Genomic DNA, 19,196 nt, shown 5'->3' on the forward strand with positions numbered 1-19,196 from the left:
GACAGCGCGCGACGTGATGGTGTTCGCGGTGGCGCTGGGCGATCGACGAGCGGCCGTGACAGTCGGTCGGGTGGCCGCGACGGCGAGAGAGGTGGAGCTGGCAGCGCCGGCGCCGACGGACGTCGTTCCTCCCAGGTTCGCCGCGACGGCGGTCGGTCCGGCCGTGACGGTGACGCTCGCTCCCGTGGACGCGACTCGCGGCCCCCGCGTGTGGAGAAGGAGCGGTCGGTCGACCAGGCGACCTATGACGGCCCGCCGCTGCCCGACGACATCACCGGCGCTGAGCTCGACCGTGCGATCTCGGCGCAGTTGAAGGGTCTCCCGGAGAAGCTCGCAGCGCGTGTGGCGCGGCATCTGGCTGCTGCCGGGATCTTGGTCGATGACGATCCCGAGACGGCGTATCGCCACACCCTCGCCGCGCGGGCCCGCGCCCCGCGTCTCGCCGTGGTGCGCGAGGCGGTCGGGGAGGCGGCCTACGCCGCCGGGCATTACGCCGAAGCCCTGGCGGAGTTGCGCGCCGCGAAGCGGATGAACGGTGCGACCGCCTACTTGCCGATCATGGCCGACTGCCACCGCGCCCTCGGGAAGCCGCAAGAGGCGCTGAAGCTGGCGAAGAGCCCGTCGGTCGTGAACTTCACGCCGGAGGCCAAGGCGGAGATGACTCTCGTCGAGGCCGGAGCGCGTCGGGACCTCGGGCAGATCGACGCCGCGCTTCGAACGCTCGAACTCGCTCCGCTGAACAGCAAGAGCCGGTCGTCCTGGGTGGTGCGCCTGCGCTACGCCTACGCCGACACCCTGGTGGCCGCGGGTCGTGATCGGGACGCTCTGGCGTGGTTCCATCGCACCCACGCCATCGACAGTGACGAGCTCACCGATGCGGCCGAGCGCGCCGAGGAGCTCGAGCGCCGTTCCTGACCGCATCGGGGCCATCCATGCTGTGGTTCCGACCGCGGCGTGCGCCGCTTGGTGCGATCATCACGCCCATGACCGACATCAAGCGACCTGCCCTCGAAGGTACGGTCGCCGTTCGTGACAACCGGCGTCTGAGTTTCGCCGAGTACGGCCAGCCGCGCGGGCGCGCTTTCGTGTGGCTGCACGGCACCCCTGGCGCGCGCCGCCAGATCCCGATCGAGGCGCGTGCCTATGCAGATGCCCATGGTCTGCGGATCATCGGGATCGATCGGCCCGGCATCGGGTCGTCGACGCCGCATCTCTACCGCGACATCGTCGACTGGGCCGATGACCTGAGGCTGCTCCTCGATGCTCTGGCGATCGATGACGTGCGGGTGATCGGTCTCTCGGGCGGCGGACCGTACGCCCTCGCTGCCGGTGCCGCACTCCCGGACCGGGTTCACGGTGTCGGGGTGCTCGGCGGCGTCGCGCCGACCCGCGGTCCTGACGCCGCGGACGGGGGGATCATCCAGTTGGCGGTGAGGCTCGCGCCCGCTCTCGCGACACTCCGAGTCCCGTTGGGAATCGGCCTGACCGGGGCGATCCGCGTCGTCAAGCCGTTGGCGGGCGCTGGTCTCGACCTCTACGCCGCCGTGCAGCCCCCTGGTGACAAGAACCTGCTCGCGCGGCCCGAGTTCAAGGCGATGTTCCTCGACGACCTGCTGAACGGCAGTCGCTTCCAGACCCTGGCGCCCCTCAACGATCTGGTGCTCTTCACCAGGGAGTGGGGCTTCAGCCCCACCGACGTGAAGGTCCCGGTGATCTGGTGGCACGGGGACGCCGATCACATCGTCCCGTTCGACCACGGGAAGCACGTGGTCTCCCTGCTCCCCGACGCCGAGTTGCGCGTCATCGACGGCGAGAGCCACCTCGGCGGCCTCGGCATCGCGGAAGAGGTGCTCTCCTCCCTCCTAGCGGTGCGGTGAGCGTCGCGATCTGGCGATTGCCGCTGGCATTGAGGCGCACCATGGGCCACAATGGAGCGCACAACTTCACATCAGTCCCGTGAATCACCTGCATCTGTGTCGAGCCCGCTGGGGAAGGCGTTGCTCGCGCCGGAGATGAAGGAGACCCACGTGACCACTCAGAGCTTCGACTCAGGAAGCTTCCACGCAGGTACGCCGCGCTCGACGACGCGGGGTGTGCTCTACGTGCACACGGCGCCGTCCGCGCTCTGCCCGCACATCGAGTGGGCCGTGGCCGGCGTCCTCGGCGCGCCGGTCCAGCCCGTCTGGACGCCTCAGCCGGCGCAGCCCGGCAGTTATCGCAGCGAGCTGTCGTGGAGCGGCGAGGCCGGCAGCGCCGCCTCGATCGTCTCGGCGCTGCGCGGGTGGAGTCACCTTCGCTTCGAGATCACCGAGGAGCCGACGGCATCGACCGAGGGCTCGCGATACTCCTTCACCCCGGATCTCGGTGTGTTTCACGCGGTCACCGGACTCCACGGCGACATCATGATCCCCGAGGACAGGCTCAAGGCCGCCGTGGTGCGCTCAGCCCTGGGCGAGTCCACGATCGAGCTGGAGATCGACAAGCTTCTCGGCAAGCCCTGGGACGACGAACTCGAGACGTTCCGGTACGCCGGAGACGGCGCCCCGGTGCGCTGGCTGCACCAGGTCGTCTAGCGACCGCAGGCGGTCGGCGCCACGAGCGAGGCGACCGACCGCTCAGCCGGACGAACGGGTGAAGCGGAAGAACGTCGCCTTGACCCAGCCGTCGCGCAGTTCGCGGCCGCGCTGCCAGGTCACCTTCATCTCCAGGCGGTGCTTGCCGTAGACGGTCGAGGCTCGGCAAAGATCCAGCGTGAGGCGACCAACGGCAGGGTCGGAGTCCTTGTCGATCGCGTAGGACGCCAGCCGACGCCCGTTGGGATTGATCACGATGATCTCGGCGGCCCACTCGTTGGTCGGGGCATTCACCTTGTACTGCAACGTGTAGTCGTGGCAGCCGCGCTTGAGCACGTGGTTCGCCGAGGTCACGGTGCCCCACGGGTACCGCGGCTTCTTCGCCTCCGCAGCCGGCACGGCGTGCACGAGACTGGCGAGCACGGCCGCACCAGCGACAGCTCCGGTGATCCTGCTACGCAGCATGCTTGGCCACTCCCGTCAGTCGCTGGCGTCGGTCAAACCTACCAACGGCCGGGGCGGGATGTGGTCACGGTCACGTGGTGAGCGTGAACCGGATACGAGTCAGAGCGGGATGTTGCTGTGCTTGCCTCGCAGGACGCCGTCCCGCTGGACGGCGTCCATGATCGCGCCCGCGATCGCCGACCGCGTGCGCGCGGGTTCGACCACCTCGTCGACGACACCGATCTCGACGGCCTTCTCGACCCCTCCGGCGATGCGCTCGTGCTCCGCGGCGAGCTCGTTCTCCACCTGCGTTCGGATGTCGGGGGAGACCTCGGCGAGACGCCGGCGATGCAGGATGCGCACAGCCGCGACGGCGCCCATGACGGCGACCTCGGCCCCGGGCCAGGCGAACACCCGCGTCGCCCCCAGGGAGCGCGAGTTCATCGCGATGTAGGCGCCGCCGTAGGTCTTGCGGGTCACGAGCGTGATCCGCGGTACGACGCATTCGCCGAAGGCGTGCAGCAGCTTCGCGCCTCGTCGTACGACGCCGTCCCACTCCTGTCCGACACCCGGGAGATAGCCCGGGACGTCGACGACGACGACCAGCGGGATGCCGAAGGAGTCGCACATCCGGACGAAGCGCGAGGCCTTCTCCGCCGAGGCGGAATCGAGGCATCCGCCCAGACGCAACGGGTTGTTGGCGACCACGCCGACGGTACGGCCACCGAGTCGTCCCAGAGCCGTGACGACGTTCGGCGCCCAGCGCTCGTGCAGCTCCTGCACCGTGCCCTCATCGAGGAGCTTGCCGATGAGCGGGTGGACGTCGTAGGCACGCTTGCGCGACTCCGGCAGAGCCGCCTCCAGGTCGACGTCGGTGACGGCATCGAGGTCGAGGCTGCCTTGGGCGCCGACCAGCGCGGCGACGTGTCGCGCGCGGCCGAGGGCCTCCTCCTCGGACTCGGTGACGATGTGCACGACGCCGGATCGGCGGCCATGGGGCTCGGGGCCGCCCAGTCGCAACATGTCGACGGCCTCGCCGGTCACCGAGCGGACGACGTCGGGGCCGGTCACGAAGATGCGTCCCTCGGGTCCGAGGATCACGACGTCGGTGAGGGCGGGACCGTAGGCGGCTCCACCGGCTGCGGGTCCGAGAACCACCGAGATCTGCGGGATCACTCCGGAGGCCTGCGTCATCACGCGGAAGATCCGACCGACCGCGTGCAGGGACAGCACGCCCTCGGCCAGTCGCGCCCCACCGGAGTGCCACAGGCCGATGATCGGAGTGCCGTCGGTCATCGCCCGGTGGTAGGCCTCGACGACGATGCGGCAGCCGATGTCGCCCATCGCCCCGCCCATGACGGTGGCGTCGGAGCAGAAGGCCACGACCGGGGTGCCGTCGACGGTGCCGGTGGCTGCGGCCATGCCGGAGTCCGTGGCGAGCGGATCCTCCGAGATGAGCTCGAGGCTGCCGGCGTCGAGCAGAGCGGCCAGGCGCAGCAGCGGGTTGCGGGGGTCGTTGCCGCGCGATGGACGGACCGGAATGGGCGGGCTGGTGACGGTCACGTGGTCTGGTTTCCGATCTCTTGGAGGTGTCGAGACCTCGGAGAGGCCGCGCGCCCTCTTAGACGCTGCCGATGATGACGGCGACGTTGGCGCCGCCGAAGCCGAAGGAGTTGTTCAGCGCGGCGACGTCGCCGGCGGGAAGATCGCGGGGCTTCGTCGCGATGTCGAGCTCGACCTGGGGGTCCTGGTGGTCGAGGTTGATCGTGGGCGGCGCCATCCGATGGTGGACGGCGAGCACGGTGGCGACGGCCTCGAGCGCACCGGCTCCGCCGAGCAGGTGACCGGTCATCGACTTGGTGCTGGTGACGACGACGCGGTCCACGTGCGAGCCCAGGGTCGCGTGGAGCATCAGACCCTCGGCGATGTCGCCCTGGGGCGTGGAGGTCGCATGGGCGTTGACGTGCACGATGGCGCTCGGGTCGATGTCGGACTCGAGCAGCGCTCGCCGGATCGCGCGTGAGCCTCCGCGACCGGCGGGATCCGGTTGGGCGATGTCGTGGGAGTCGGCGGTGATGCCGGCGCCGAGGATCTCGGCATAGATCCGTGCGCCCCGGGCGCGGGCGTGCTCCTCGGACTCGAGCACGAGCACACCGGCGCCCTCGCCCAGCACGAAGCCGTCGCGTCCGGTGTCCCACGGCCGGCTGACCGCGGTCGGGTCGCCGCCCTCCTCGCTGCCGGTCTTCGACAGCGCCATCATGTTCGCGAAGGCGGCCATCGGCAGTGCGTGGATCGCCGCCTCGGTTCCGCCCGCGACCACCACGTCGGCGCGGCCGAGACGGATCTGGTCGACGGCGAGGGCGATGGCCTCGTTGCCGGAGGCGCAGGCCGAGACCGGCGTGTTCACCGCGGCCCGAGCCCCGACGTAGAGGCTCGCGTTCGCCGCCGGACCGTTGGCCATCAACATCGGCACGGCCAGTGGGGACACGCGACGAGGGCCCTTGGCCAGCATCGTGTCGTAGTTCGACAGCAGCGTGGTGACGCCGCCGATGCCGGATGCCAGCGCGACGCCGACGCGATCGCCGTCCAACTCGCCGGCGGCCTGGGGGACGTCCAGTCCGGCGTCCCGCCAGGCCTCCATCACCGAGACCATCGCGAGCTGGCTGCTGCGATCGAGACGCCGGGCCTTGACGCGATCGAGGACCTCCGTCGGCTCTACCGCTGCGCGAGCGGCGATCTTGACGGGCAGGTCCTCGACCCAGTCCTCCTCCAGACGGCGTACGCCGGAGCGCCCGGCGAGAAGTGCGTCCCAGGTACTCGGGACGTCACCCCCGACCGGGTTCGAGGTGCCGAGGCCGGTGACGACGACGCGGGTGCGGCTCTTGTCGCCCATGTCCGGGTGTCTCCTTCGGTGCAGTGCTGATGCGTGTCGGTGTGCGCGGGCGGTGAGGATCAGGCGGAGGCGCGCTCGATGTAGGCGACGGCGTCGCCGACCGTCTTGAGGTTCTTCACCTCGTCGTCGGGGATGGTCACGCCGAACTTCTCCTCGGCGGCGACGACGACCTCGACCATCGAGAGCGAGTCGACGTCGAGGTCGTCGACGAAGGACTTGTCGANTGGGGGCGGCCCGCGGCGCCTCGCGGGCGGTGACTGGGGTGGTGGCGCCTACGGCAGGACGACGACCTGGGCCGCGTAGGCCAGGCCGGCGCCGAAGGCGATGAGCAGGGCGACGTCGCCGCTACGGGCGTCGCCGTCCTCGTAGAGTCGCGCGAGCGCGAGGGGGACGGACGCCGCGGAGGTGTTGCCCTGGTCGGCGACATCGCGGGCGATGCGCACCGAGTCCGGCAGCTTCATCGCGCGGGCCATGGCGTCGGTGATGCGCATGTTGGCCTGATGGGGAACGAAGCAGTCGAGGTCGTCGACGGTGATGCCGGCCCGGTCGAGAGCCTGCAGCCCGATCTTGGCCATCGTGAAGGAGGCCCAGCGGAACACCGCGGCGCCCTGCATCGTCAGGTGGGGTGTGATCGGCGTCGGGCTGGCCATGACGTCGCGCCAGTCCTCTCGCTGGCGGATCAGGTCGAACTGCTCGCCATCGGAGCCCCAGACGACGGGCCCGATCGCGGGCACCTCGCTCGGACCGACGACGGCGGCGCCGGCGCCGTCGGCGAAGATGAACGCGGTTCCGCGGTCGGTCGCGTCGAGGATGTCGGTGAGGCGCTCGACGCCGATCACGAGCACATGCCGAGCGCTGCCTCCTCGCACCATGTCGGCGGCGAGGGTGACGCCGTGGGAGAACCCGGCACAGGCCGCGGAGATGTCGAACGCGGCCGGTTCCTCGCAGCCGAGCTCGGTGGCGATCGCCGGGGCGATGGCCGGGGTCTGCATGAGATGGCTCACCGTGGCGACCACGACCGCGTCGATCTGGCGGGCGTCGATGCGGGCATGCGCGAGCGCCTCGCGGGCAGCCGCGACGCTCATCATCTGCACCGACTCGTCGGGTTCGGCGAAGCGCCGCGTGCGGATGCCCGAGCGCTGCTGGATCCATTCGTCGCTGCTGTCGATGGCGTCGACGACCTCGGAGTTGGGCACCAGACGTCGCGGGCGGTAGGCGCCGATGCCGAGGATGCGCGCGTGCGTGCCGGTCGTGGTGGCCAGCACGCGGGGCGCGCCGGTCGCAGCGGCCTGGCTCACTCCACACCGTCCGGGTGCAGTCGTACGAGGGGCTGACCGGGGGAGACGAGATCGCCGTCCTCGACGAGCCACTCGACGACCTGACCGCCGTGCACGGCGGTCACCGGGATCCGGTCGCGCAGGCTGCTGACGCCGCCGATCTCGGCTCCCGCGTTGAGTGCCAGGGTGGCGCGGGCCTCCTCGGTGAGGTGGAAGGTGCCCTTGGCGGGCGAGACGACCATGCGCCAGGTCGGCGTGGTGTTGATCAGGGATCCCTCACCGTGTTTGTCGACGAAGGCGCGGGCGTCGTCGAGCTGGTCGGGCGTCTTCAACGCGAAGGTCTCCACGCCCTTGAGTGCGCGCTTGGCGATCCCGGTCAGCGTGCCGGCCGGCGGCATCTCCAAGATGCCGGTGACGCCCAGGTCGGCCATCGTGTCGAGGCAGAGGTCCCACCGCACCGGGCTCGAGATCTGCGCGACGATGCGACGCAGCACTTCGCGGCCTTCGTGAAGGACGTGACCGTCGGCGTTGGAGATGATCGGGATGCGTGGGTCGTGGACCGAGACGGCGGTGGCGAGTCCGGCGACGTGACCGACCGCGGGAGCCATGTGCTCGGTGTGGAAGGCGCCCGCGACCGAGAGCGGGATCAGGCGGGCCTTGACCGGCGGGTCGCCCGCGAGCGCCGCGAGCTGGTCCAGCGTGCCCGCTGCGACGATCTGACCCGGCCCGTTGTCGTTGGCGGGCGTCAGCCCGTGGCGCTCCAGCACCGCGAGGACCTCGTCGCGATCGCCGCCGAGGACGGCGGTCATGCCGGTCGGCGTGACCGCCGAGGCCCGCGCCATGGCCTGGCCGCGCTCGCGGACGAGCACCATCGCCTGCTCGGCGGTGATCGCGCGTGCGCCGGCTGCGGCGGCCAGTTCGCCGACGCTGTGCCCGGCGACCGCGCCGATCCGTCCGAACGCGTCGGCTGGGTGCGGGAAGAGCTCCAGCGAGGCCACGAGGGCCGTGGCCACCAGGAGTGGCTGGGCGATCTGGGTCGCGCGGATGGTCTCGGCGTCGGAGACCGAGCCGTGCTCGGCCAGGTCGATGTCGGCGACCGTCGAGAGCCAGCCCAGACGGGTGGCGAAGGTCGGGTCCTCCAGCCACGGGACGAGGAAGCCGGGGGACTGGGCACCTTGGCCGGGGGCGACGATCACGAGCACGGTTCCACTCTGGCGGTCCTGGCAGCGCGACACGGAGGTGGACGCGGACGAACTTCGGACGGTCATCTCTGTAGGTTTCCTACAAGGACGGTGTGATCGATCGCGGGCCGTCCTGGCCCACATCGTGGCGAACCGCGAGGTGCGCTGTCAGGGTGCCGGACGCATGGCGAGGCGCCCGAGGACGAGAGCAACCTGCAGGACGAAGGCGTCCCGCGGGTCCTGGGGCGAGTAGCCGGTGATCTCGGCGATCTGGCGGAGCCGGTACCGCACGGTGTTGACGTGGACGAAGAGTGTGCGGGCGGAGCCTTCGATGGCACCGCCGTGGCCGAGGTACACCGCGAGCGTTTCGGCGAGTTCGCCGCGCGCACCGACCAGGGGGTGGTGGATCTGGTCGATCAGGAACCGGCGGGCGTGCCCGTCTCCCGCCAGGGCACGCTCGGGCAGGAGCTCGACGCTCAGTACCGGACGCGGCGCGTCCGGCCACCCGGGTGCGGCGCGATGCGCCGCCAGTGCGGCACGCGCCGAGATGTGGGCGTGCTCGAGGTCGGCGCTGACCGGCCCCGAGACGACGGGTCCGTCACCGAAGAGGTCGACGAGGCGGGCGGCGGCGGTGCGTGCGTCGTCGACCCCACCGAGGAGGACCACCAGCCGGTCGCCCTGTGCGGCGCACAGAGCATCCATATCGGCCGCTCGGGCGGCGCGCCGCACGGCATCGAAGACGTCGGTCTCGGTGCGCTGGGCGGGGAACGAGCCCAGGACGACGGCGACATCGCCGCGCGCACTCCACCCGACGGCGCTGGCGCGGGAGAGCACTGCTTCGTCGGCCTCGCCACGCAGGACGGCATCGACGACCAGCGCCTCGAGACGTGCGTCCCAGGCTCCACGCATCTCGGCGGCGCGGGCGTAGACCTCGGCGGTGGCGAAGGCGACCTCGCGGCCGTAGGCCAGGATCGCCGCGCGGACGTCGGCGAGGTCCTCGGGTGCGAGGAGCGCGTCGACGTCGTTCTCCACCACGGCGATGGAGAGGCGCACCAGGTCGACCGTCTGCTGCAGGCTGATCGTGCCGGCCAGGGCACGCGGTGCAGCGCCGAAGACCGATGCCGCCAGCGCGAAGGACTCGGTCCTGGTGGCACTCTCGCGGTCGGCGCTCGGGCCGACCTCGGTGGGACCCGCCTCCTCGCGGTACCAGTCGACGAACGCCCGGACCCCGGCCTGGACGATCTGGCCGACCCATGCGCGCTCCTCGGCGCCGAGCTCGGCGAACCAGGGCAGGTCGTCGTCCATCCGGGAGAGCGCTGAGCTGCACAGCGTGCCGGTGGCCCGGACGAGCGTCGTGGCCGCCCGATCCCGGGGCGTGTCACTCGCCGTCGCCATGGGTGGAGCGTACCGTCGCGGCACGTGCGGCCCGGGGCAACCCGATGTAGGAATCCTCTGAATCGCCGCGGTTAGCCCGTCTCACCGTCGTCCGGATGTCAATTCCTTGTTACGGAACGGCGCGACCGCGCCCGGAGCGGGTGCGGTCGTGGTTGAATCCTGAACCGGTTCCGTGGCCGCAGCGATGCCGTCGATGGGTCCGCCGGATCCGAGGGAGGGGCTCATCATGGGTGGGAGTCGAGGCGGGACGAATGTTCCGCGGCATGGCGGGCACGTGGGTGAGCGCCAGGATCCTCCGGCCGAGGTCCAGTACGTCACGTTGCACGGTCACCGCCGCGCATTCGTCAAGACCGGGTCTGGCCCCGCGGTGCTGTTGCTGCATGGCCTCGCGTGCGATCACACGACGTGGTCGCCCGTGATCGAGGCACTCGCCCAGCGCTACACGGTGATCGCCCCCGACCTCCTGGGGCACGGCAAGTCCGCGAAGCCACGTGCTGACTACAGCGTCGGTGGCTACGCCAACGCGATGCGCGACCTGCTGACGGTGCTGGGCATCGACAAGGTCACCGTCGTCGGCCACAGCTTCGGCGGCGGCGTGGCGATGCAGTTCGCCTACCAGTTCCCCGAGCGGACCGAGCGGATGATGCTCGTCGCCTCAGGCGGACTCGGACCCGAGGTGACGCCGATCATCCGGGCGATCACCACGCCGGGCTATCACCAGCTGGTGGGGGTGCTGACGGTCCCTGGCGTTCGGCATCTCGGTATCGCGGGCTTGCGGGGTCTGGCCTCGACCGGATGGAAGAGCACCCGCGATCTCGCAGAGATCGCCGAGATCTACGAGACCTTCCGTGATCCTGACGCGCGTGCCGCGATCCGCCACGTCGTCCGCGCGGTGGTGGACTGGCGCGGACAGATCGTCACCATGGCCGACCGTGCCTACCTCACCGAGGCGATGCCGATGGCGGTGGTCTGGGGGCGCGACGACAAGGTGATCCCGGTGCGCCATGCCAGCAACGCCGCCGCGCTCGCGCCGAACGCCCGGATCGAGGTGATCCCCAATGCCGGACACTTCCCGCACAAGGACCACCCCGAGCGATTCGTGAAGATCCTGCATGACTGGATCTCCACGACCCGTCCGGCGGTCTACTCCCGTGCGAAGTGGCGCACGCTGCTGCGCGCGGGGCAGGTCGGTCCGCTCTCGCCGGTCGGCGGGACGGTCACCGACTTGTCGGCGCGCGTCCAGGCCTGACCCTCAGCCGCGACGCTTGCTCGACCACCGACGATCGCGACTCGTCCCTCAACCGTGCCGGCTGCTGTTCGACTCGCCGGGTCTCGACGCGCTTTCGCGACTTCGTTCCTCAGTCGCGACGCTTGCTCGACCACCGACGATCGCGACTTCGTTCCTCAGTCGCGATCACGCGTCGCCGCCCTCCTGGAGAACGCCGGCGACGGCGGTGGCGTCGTCGATGCGGTACTGCGCGGCGGCCTTGGCGACCAGGGCCGGCTCGATCTCGCCGGCGTCGGCCAGGGCCTGGAGCGCCCGGACGACGACCGACTGGGCGTCGATGCGGAAGTACCGGCGGGCGGCCGGACGGGTGTCGGCGAAGCCGAATCCGTCGGCGCCGAGCACGCAGTAGTCGCCCGGAACCCAGCGGGCGATCTGGAGCGGCACCGCCGACATGAAGTCCGAGACGGCGACGAACGGCCCCTGGGCGCCCTCCAGTGCGCTGGTGACGTAGGGGATGCGCTGCGGTGCGTCGGCGTGGAGCAGGTTCCAGTCCTCGGCGGCCACGGCGTCGCGTGAGAGCTCGTTCCACGACGTGACCGACCAGGTGTCGGCCTGCACGCCCCACTCCTCGGCGAGCAGACGAGCAGCCTCGTCGATCCACGGATAGGCGACACCGGACGCCATCAGCTGCACCCGCGGGCCGGTGCCGTCGGCCTTCGCGACGGCGTGGAGACCGCGCAGGATCCCCTCGACATCGACGTCGTCCGGCTCGGCCGGCTGCGTCACGGGCTCGTTGTAGACGGTGAGGTAGTAGATGACGTTCTCACCGTCGGGGTGCTCCTCGGTCGAGCCGTACATCCGCTCCAGGCCGGCTCTCATCACGTGCCCGACCTCGTAGGAGAACGCCGGGTCGTAGTGGACGACGGCTGGGTTGGTGGCGGCGAGGAGCGGCGAGTGTCCGTCGGCGTGCTGGAGCCCCTCGCCGGTCAGGGTGGTGCGGCCGGCCGTCGCCCCGATCAGGAAGCCGCGGGCGAGCTGGTCGGCCATCGCCCAGATCGAGTCACCGGTGCGCTGGAAGCCGAACATCGAGTAGAAGATGTAGAACGGGATCATGTGCTCGCCGTGGGTGGCGTAGGCCGAACCCGCCGCGGTGGCCGACGCCATCGCACCGGCCTCGGAGATGCCCTCGTGGAGCATCTGACCCTGCGGCGACATCTTGTAGGACAACAACATGTTGCGGTCGACCGACTCGAAGGTCTGACCATGCGGGTCGTAGACCTTCGCGCTCGGGAACATCGCGTCCATGCCGAAGGTGCGGTACTCGTCCGGCGCGATCGGCACCAGGCGCGGACCGATGCCCTCGTGCTTCATCCAGTCCTTGAGCAGGCGGACGGCGGCCATGGTCGTGGCGACCTTGTTCGTGCCGGCGCCCTTCTTCAGGGCCGCGTACGTCGAGTCGTCCGGCAAGGTGAGCGGTGTGGCGCGCACGGTGCGCTGCGGCAGCGAGCCGCCGAGCTGACGACGTCGCTCGAGCATGTACTCGATCTCGGGGGAGTCGGCACCTGGGTGGAAGAACGGAGCGGTGCCGGTGGCCTCGTAGGCGGCGTCGAGGTCGCGGTCGCTCACCGGCAGGTAGAGCCGGTCGCGGAAGCGCTTGAGGTCCTCGCGCGTGAGCTTCTTCATCTGGTGGGTGGCGTTCTTGCCCTCGAGAGCGTCGATGGTCCAGCCCTTGATGGTGTGGGCCAGGATCACCGTCGGCTGACCGACGTGCTTGGTGGCGGAGTCGAAGGCGGCGTAGACCTTGCGGTAGTCGTGCCCGCCACGCGGCAGCTTCTCGATCTGCCGGTCGGTCATGTGCTCGACCATGGCGCGCAGGCGCGGGTCGGCGCCGAAGAAGTGCTCGCGGTTGTAGGCGCCGCTCTCGACCGAGAAGGTCTGGAAGGCGCCGTCGGGAGTGGAGTTCATGGTGTTGACGAGCACGCCGTCGACGTCGCGGGCCAGCAGGGCGTCCCACTCGCGGCCCCAGACCACCTTGATGACGTTCCACCCGGCGCCGCGGAAGTTCGACTCCAGCTCCTGGATGATCTTGCCGTTGCCGTTCACCGGCCCGTCGAGCTGCTGGAGGTTGCAGTTGATGACCCACGTGAGGTTGTCGAGCTCCTCGCGGGCGGCGATCCGGATGGCGCCCAGCGACTCCGGCTCGGCCATCTCGCCGTCACCGAGGAACGCCCACACGTGCTGGTCGGAGGTGTCCTTGATGCCGCGGTTCGCCAGGTAGCGGTTGAAGCGGGCCTGGTAGATCGAGTTGATGCCCGTCAGGCCCATCGAGACTGTCGGGAACTCCCAGAACTCGGGCATGAGCCGTGGGTGCGGGTAGGACGAGAGTCCCGCACCGGTGCCGTGCTGGACCTCTTGGCGGAAGCGGAAGAGCTGCTGCTCGTTCAGCCGGCCCTCGAGGTAGGCGCGTGCGTAGATACCCGGCGAGGCGTGACCTTGGATGAAGATCTGGTCGCCGCCGCCGGGATGCTCCTTGCCGCGGAAGAAGTGGTTGAAGCCGACCTCGTAGAGGCTGGCCGACGACTGGTAGGTCGCGATGTGGCCGCCGACCTCCAGGCCCTTGCGGTTGGCGCTCGAGACCATCACGGCGGCGTTCCAGCGGATGAAGGCGCGGATCCGACGTTCGATGTCCTCGTCGCCGGGGAACCACGGCTCACGCTCGGGCGGGATCGTGTTGATGTAGTCGGTGCTGCGCAGGGCCGGCACGCCGACCTGGGTCTCGCGGGCGCGCTCCAACAGCCGCAGCATCACGTAGCGAGCGCGAGCGCGACCTCGTTCGTCGACCAGCGAGTCGAAGGAGTCCAGCCAGTCCTGGGTCTCGTCCGGATCGATGTCGGGCAGCTGCGTGGGCAGCCCCTCGTGGATGACCGATGGGGCCGACGGGGCGGGCGCGTTGTCTCCACTCACCCGACCATCGTGGCACGCGGGTGTACTACTACGAAGTAGTGAAGTTTATGGTCGCCGGACGGGTGATCACGTGCGGTTCGCCGACGCCGGCGCACGCCATTTCGTGGGTCGCCGGGACCGCTGTGGAAGGTGCCGGAGACGCGCCGATGCGGACCTGCGGTTGCGGAAGTCGTGCCGACTCCGCTGGACTAGGCGGAACCCCGGGCGACTTGCACGCGGCCGGGCGCCCCAGAAGCACACAGAAACCGGAGGATCCAGTGAGCTCGACCGCGGGTACCGGCGCCACGTCGGCGACCGACCCGACCGCCGCATCCGGCCCCGCCCAGCGCATGGGATTCCGGGCCGGGATGGTGGTCCAGGAGCTCGGCTGGGACTCCGACACCGACGATGCCCTGCGCGTCGCGATCGAGGACGCCATCGACGCCGACATGGTCGACGGCGACTACGGCAACGTGGTCGACGCGGTCCTGCTGTGGTGGCGCGACGACGACGGCGATCTGGTCGACGGCCTGGTGGACTCCCTGACCGACCTCGTGGGCGGCGGCGCGATCTGGCTGCTGACACCGAAGATCGGTCGTCCCAACAGCGTGGACGCTGCCGATGTCGCCGAGGCGGCACCGATCGCCGGACTCTCCCAGACCACCACGGCGTCGGTGTGCAAGGACTGGGCCGCCACCAAGCTCGTCGCGCCGAAGACGCCTGCCTGATCCGCGCCCGTCCCGAGCCCTTCCGCGCCGTCACCTGATCACCCCGATCGCCCGAGCCCACGCCCCCGGATGAGCCACCGATGACGGAGACGACGTCGCTGCCCCGACGCGTTCGCGTGGGCTACGGGCTCGGTTCGGTGGCGACCGGTGCCTTCGGCACCGTGCCGGGCCTGATGCTTCTCCCGTACCTGACCGACACCCTGGGTGTGACGGCTCTCGTCGCAGGTCTGGTCGTCCTGCTCCCCAAGGCCTGGGACGTCGTGCTCAATCCGATCGCCGGTCGGATCAGCGATCGCAGTGACCATCCGCTCGGGCCGCGGCGGCCCTTCCTGCTGCGCGCCGGCCTTCCGCTGGCTCTGGCCTTCGCGCTGATCTTCGCCTCGCCGGGCTTCTCCAACACCGTGGTCGAGACGGCGTGGGTGCTGGTGTTCTTCCTCGCTGCCGCGACGGCCTACGCGTTCTTCCAGGTGCCCTACGTCGCGATGCCGGCGGAGATGACGACGTCCTACCTCGAGCGCACCCGCCTGATGACCTGGCGGGTGGCGATCCTCGCGTCGACGATCCTGGTCGCCGGCGCCAGCGCGCCGGCCATCCGTGACGCCGTGGGAGGGCGCGACGGCTATCGCTTGATGGGCGTGGTGATGGCCGTCCTCATCCTGGCGGGCGTCATCGGGGCCTATCGCGGCACCCGCCGCGCGCCGGTGGGGCGCGCGACGCCGGGCCCGGGCACGTTGCGCGACCAGCTCCGGATCGTCGCCGAACAGCGCCAGTTCAGGCTGCTGCTCACCACGTTCGTGCTGCAGGCGCTCGCCACGGGCGCGATGCTCGCCGGGGTCGACTACCTCGCCGGCGACGTCCTCGAGCGCAGCGGTGCCGCGACGATCCTCTTCGTCTGCTTCGTCGGCCCCGCTCTCGTCCTGACACCCCTGTGGGCTCAGCTCGGCTCGCGGATCGGGAAGAAGCGCGGCTACGTGCTCTCGTCCTCGGTGCTGCTCGTCGGCGCGGTGATCGCGTCGACGGCGCAGGTCGCGCCCGCCCCCGTGGTCTTCGCGGCCGTGGGGCTGGTGGGCGTCGGCTACGCCGGCTGCCAGGTGTTCCCCCTTGCGATGCTGCCCGACGTCGCGGCGGTGGACGCGCGCACCAGCGGCACGAGCCGGGTCGGCGTCTTCACGGGCGTCTGGACGGCGGGCGAGACCCTCGGACTCGCCGTCGGGCCGGGCCTGTTCGCCGTGGTGCTCGCCGTCGGAAGCTATCGCTCGGGCACCACGGGCGACATCGTGCAACCGGACTCCGCACTCACCGCCATCACCCTCGGCTTCTCCGTGGTGCCGGCGGCGCTGGTTCTGCTCAGCCTGTGGTGGTTGGGCCGCTACTCCCTCGACGCCCAGGAGGTCGACCGATGACCGAGCAGTTGCGCCGCCGTCTGGATGAGCTGCGAGCGAACGACCTCCCGGTGCACGGGGGGCGCACGCTCGCCTATGTCTACGACTCCGGGTTGGCCGAGGTCGACGCCGTCGGCCGTGAGGCGGTCGCGGCCTTCGCGGGGACCAACGGGCTGGACCCGACGGCGTTCCCCAGCCTGCTGCGGATGGAGAACGATCTCGTCGCGATGGCCTGCGACCTCCTCGACGCACCCGCAGGCGCGGTCGGCACGGTGACCTCCGGGGGGACCGAGTCGGTGCTGCTCGCCGTCCAGGGGGCTCGTGATGCGCGCCCCGACGTGCCGGGCCGCCCGAACCTGGTCGTACCGGACACGGCGCACGCCGCGTTCCACAAGGCCGCGCACTACTTCGGGCTCGAGACGCGCATCGTGCCGGTCGGCCCCGACCATCGGGCCGACGTGGAGGCGATGATCGCCGCGATCGACGACAGCACCGTGCTCGTGGTCGCCAGCGCGCCGTCGTACGCCCACGGGGTGATCGATCCGGTCGCCGCTCTCGCGGCCGCTGCCGCCGAACGCGGCATCCGGTGCCACGTCGACGCGTGCATCGGCGGGTGGGTGCTCGGATGGGCAGCGCGACTCGGCCGGGAGGTCGTGCCGTGGACGTTCGCCGTCGACGGCGTCACCTCGATCTCGGTGGACCTGCACAAGTACGGCTACGCCCCCAAGGGCACCTCCTTGCTCCTGCACCGCTCGGCGGAGCTTCGTCGTCCGCAGTTCTTCGCCTGGGCGGACTGGCCGGGCTACACGATGCTCAACACCACGATGCAGTCCACGAAGTCGGGCGGTCCGCTTGCGGGTGCCTGGGCCGTCGCCCAGCACCTGGGCGAGCAGGGCTACCTCGACCTCACACGCGCAGCGCTGGACGCCACCGACGTCATCGCCGGCGTGGTGGAGCGCACCGAGCACCTGCACCTGCTGTGCCGGCCCGATTCGACGCTGATCGCGCTGCGGACCGACGAGGCGCTCGATCCCTTCACGTTGTGCGACGAGATGGCAGCGCGCGGCTGGCACGTGCAGCCTCAGCTCTCCTACCGCACCCAGGGGCCCACGGTGCACCTCTCGGTGAGTGCGGGCACCGCCCAGCACCTCGCGGAGTTCGAGGAGGCGCTCGCCGCCGCCGTGGCCGCGTCCGTCGCCGCCGGGCCGGTGCAGGTCGACGACGGCGTGGCCGCGGTCGTCGCGGCGCTGGACCCGACGTCGCTCAGCGACGAGGACTTCGACGGTCTGCTGGCCGCCGCGGGCCTGATCGGTGATGCCCCCGGCGATGGTGGGCAGGCCCTGGCACTGCCCGAGCGGATGGCGGAGGTGAACGCGCTGCTCGACCTCGCGACGCCATCGTTGCGCGAAGCCGTCCTCGTGGCCTTCCTGGACCGTCTCAGCCGCCCGGTGGGGTAGGCGCGCTGCCGGAGGTCGATCTCCTAGTCTGGGGTCCGTGCCCTCCAAGATCAGCGCTGGCGTCTCCTCGGCCGGCACCTCCCTCAAGGTGCTGGGTCGTGCCGGGATCATCCGTCCGTACTCGCCACTGGTGCTCGGCCGGCTGCTGAAGACGTTGCGCGCCTGGGGTACCGGACCTGCGGGAGGTTTCACCTCTCTCGCTCTGCGGGCGCCGGACCAGGTGGGCCTCATCGACGAGCGGGGCTCACTCACCTTCGGCGAGCTCCACTCCCGGTCGAACTCACTGGCTCGGGCCCTGCGTGAGCGCGGTGTGGGCGAAGGCGACGGCGTCGCCATCATGTGCCGCAACCACCGCGGGTTCATCGACGCGAGCATCGCGGCCGCGAAGCTCGGCGCCGACGCCCTCTACCTCAACACCGCGTTCGCGGGCCCCCAGCTGGTCGAGGTGCTCGAGCGCGACAAGCCGAGCGTCCTCATCTACGACCAGGAGTTCACCGGCCTCGTCGCGAAGGCAGACGTCGATCTCACGATCATCGGGTGGTGCGACGATCCGGTCGACGGGGTGGACACCCTGGACGCCCTGATCGAGACCCACGACGACGCCGACCACACGCCGCCGGAGCGGCACGGTCGCACGATCATCCTGACCTCGGGCACCACCGGAACGCCCAAGGGCGCGCCGCGCAACGAGGCCGGCATCGACGCCGCCGTCTCGCTGCTCTCGGGGATCCCGCTCAAGTACGGCTGGCGCACCCACGTGGCCGCGCCGCTCTTCCATACCTGGGGGTTCGCCCACTTCGCGCTCGGCATGCTGTTGGGCTCGACCCTGGTGCTGCGGCGCAAGTTCGACCCTGAGACCTTCCTGGCGACCATCGAGGACGAGCGGTGCGACTCCGCCGTTGTCATCCCCGTGATGCTGCAGCGTGTGCTCGCGCTGCCGGAGGAGATCCAGCGCCGCTACGACGTCCCGACGCTGCAGGTGGTGGCCAGTTCGGGATCGGCGCTGCCCGGCGACCTGGCGACGACCTGGATGGACCGCTTCGGCGACAACCTCTACAGCATCTATGGCTCCACCGAGGTGGCCTACGCCGCCATCGCGGGCCCGCGCGACCTGCGCGCCGCGCCCTCCACTGCGGGCAAGCCGCCGTACGCGACCGTCGTCAAGATCCTCGACGACCAGGGCAGCGAGGTACCCGACGGCACGTCGGGCCGCATCTTCGTCGGCAACGGACTGCTCTTCGAGGGCTACGTCGGCGGGGGACACAAGGAGGTCATCGACGGCCTGATGTCCTCCGGTGACGTCGGTCGTTTCGCCGAGGACGGTCGCCTCTACGTCGAGGGCCGTGACGACGAGATGATCGTCTCCGGCGGGGAGAACGTCTTCCCCAAGGAGGTCGAGGACTGTCTCGCGCGCCACGACGGCGTCACCGAGGTCGCCGCGATCGGCGTCGACGACGACGAGTACGGCAAGCGACTGCGTGCGTTCGTCGTGCTGGCCGAGGCGAGCGGGGTCACCGAGGACGACCTCAAGGGGTGGGTGAAGGAGAACCTCGCGCGCTACAAGGTGCCGCGGGAGATCGTCTTCCTCGAGGAGCTGCCCCGCAACGCGACCGGCAAGGTGCTGAAGCGGGAGCTCGTCCAGCACTCGGAGGAATCGAAGGACCAGGCCGACACGGGCGATCGAGACGCGTGAGC

Annotated in this window: 15 protein-coding genes and 1 pseudogene; 8 read left to right on the top strand and 8 right to left on the bottom strand. The window is 70.5% G+C overall.

Annotation, left to right across the window (positions count from 1 at the left end; genetic code table 11):
• The first annotated feature begins 210 nt into the window (after window positions 1–210).
• From KSO97_RS11995 to KSO97_RS12005, 3 genes are all read left to right on the top strand, one after another.
• Window positions 211–915 carry a tetratricopeptide repeat protein gene (locus KSO97_RS11995; protein ID WP_232679154.1) on the top strand — a complete coding sequence of 235 codons (705 nt, stop codon included), beginning with the start codon at window positions 211–213 and terminating at the stop codon, window positions 913–915.
• A gap of 68 nt (window positions 916–983) precedes the next feature.
• Complete coding sequence (locus tag KSO97_RS12000; protein WP_232679156.1) at window positions 984–1,877, top strand: alpha/beta fold hydrolase; 894 nt, start codon at window positions 984–986, stop codon at window positions 1,875–1,877.
• Between the two features lie 150 nt (window positions 1,878–2,027).
• Window positions 2,028–2,573 carry a DUF3145 domain-containing protein gene (locus tag KSO97_RS12005; protein ID WP_232679158.1) on the top strand — a complete coding sequence of 182 codons (546 nt, stop codon included), beginning with the start codon at window positions 2,028–2,030 and terminating at the stop codon, window positions 2,571–2,573.
• 42 nt (window positions 2,574–2,615) lie between these two features.
• On the opposite strand, the gene KSO97_RS12010 is transcribed toward KSO97_RS12005, so the two are convergent.
• The 7 genes and pseudogenes from KSO97_RS12010 to KSO97_RS12040 form a co-directional block, all read right to left on the bottom strand.
• Window positions 2,616–3,038 (bottom strand): hypothetical protein, encoded by a 423-nt coding sequence (locus tag KSO97_RS12010; protein WP_232679160.1) that lies wholly within the window; start codon window positions 3,036–3,038, stop codon window positions 2,616–2,618.
• Between the two features lie 99 nt (window positions 3,039–3,137).
• Entirely contained in the window at window positions 3,138–4,559 is a 1,422-nt protein-coding gene (locus KSO97_RS12015) for a carboxyl transferase domain-containing protein (protein WP_232679356.1), read from the bottom strand.
• Window positions 4,560–4,638: 79 nt separating this feature from the next.
• A complete protein-coding gene (locus tag KSO97_RS12020; RefSeq protein WP_232679162.1) occupies window positions 4,639–5,910 on the bottom strand; it encodes a beta-ketoacyl synthase in 1,272 nt (423 codons plus the stop codon).
• A 59-nt stretch (window positions 5,911–5,969) separates the two neighbouring features.
• Window positions 5,970–6,131 (bottom strand): annotated as a pseudogene (locus tag KSO97_RS12025) (acyl carrier protein); the annotation flags it as partial.
• Window positions 6,132–6,182: 51 nt separating this feature from the next.
• A complete protein-coding gene (locus KSO97_RS12030) occupies window positions 6,183–7,208 on the bottom strand; it encodes a beta-ketoacyl-ACP synthase III (protein WP_232679164.1) in 1,026 nt (341 codons plus the stop codon).
• A complete protein-coding gene (locus tag KSO97_RS12035; protein WP_232679166.1) occupies window positions 7,205–8,389 on the bottom strand; it encodes an acyltransferase domain-containing protein in 1,185 nt (394 codons plus the stop codon). Before KSO97_RS12035 ends, KSO97_RS12030 begins: the two co-directional genes overlap by 4 nt.
• Window positions 8,390–8,536: 147 nt before the next feature.
• Window positions 8,537–9,763, bottom strand: a complete 1,227-nt coding sequence (locus KSO97_RS12040) for a CdaR family transcriptional regulator (protein ID WP_232679168.1) — start codon at window positions 9,761–9,763, stop codon at window positions 8,537–8,539.
• Window positions 9,764–10,037: 274 nt separating this feature from the next.
• Between KSO97_RS12040 and KSO97_RS12045 the strand changes: the two genes are divergently transcribed.
• Entirely contained in the window at window positions 10,038–11,012 is a 975-nt protein-coding gene (locus tag KSO97_RS12045; protein WP_232679170.1) for an alpha/beta fold hydrolase, read from the top strand.
• 165 nt (window positions 11,013–11,177) lie between these two features.
• Here the strand turns inward: KSO97_RS12045 and aceE are convergent, their stop codons facing one another.
• Window positions 11,178–13,955, bottom strand: coding sequence for a pyruvate dehydrogenase (acetyl-transferring), homodimeric type (gene aceE, locus KSO97_RS12050; protein ID WP_232679172.1), 2,778 nt, complete (start codon window positions 13,953–13,955; stop codon window positions 11,178–11,180).
• Between the two features lie 257 nt (window positions 13,956–14,212).
• Here aceE and KSO97_RS12055 point away from each other — a divergent pair, with 257 nt between their 5' ends.
• The 4 genes from KSO97_RS12055 (at window position 14,213) to KSO97_RS12070 (ending at window position 19,194) form a co-directional block, all read left to right on the top strand.
• Window positions 14,213–14,662 (top strand): DUF3052 domain-containing protein, encoded by a 450-nt coding sequence (locus KSO97_RS12055; protein WP_374198506.1) that lies wholly within the window; start codon window positions 14,213–14,215, stop codon window positions 14,660–14,662.
• An 80-nt stretch (window positions 14,663–14,742) separates the two neighbouring features.
• The gene (locus KSO97_RS12060; RefSeq protein WP_232679174.1) at window positions 14,743–16,065 is read left to right on the top strand and encodes an MFS transporter; all 1,323 of its coding nucleotides are present in this window, start codon (window positions 14,743–14,745) and stop codon (window positions 16,063–16,065) included.
• Entirely contained in the window at window positions 16,062–17,501 is a 1,440-nt protein-coding gene (locus KSO97_RS12065; protein ID WP_232679176.1) for an aminotransferase class V-fold PLP-dependent enzyme, read from the top strand. Before KSO97_RS12060 ends, KSO97_RS12065 begins: the two co-directional genes overlap by 4 nt.
• Window positions 17,502–17,538: 37 nt before the next feature.
• Window positions 17,539–19,194, top strand: a complete 1,656-nt coding sequence (locus KSO97_RS12070) for an AMP-binding protein (RefSeq protein WP_232679178.1) — start codon at window positions 17,539–17,541, stop codon at window positions 19,192–19,194.
• Window positions 19,195–19,196 lie beyond the last annotated feature (2 nt).

This window comes from Nocardioides sp. R-C-SC26 (genome assembly GCF_021246465.1).
In the GTDB taxonomy this organism is placed as follows: domain Bacteria; phylum Actinomycetota; class Actinomycetes; order Propionibacteriales; family Nocardioidaceae; genus Nocardioides.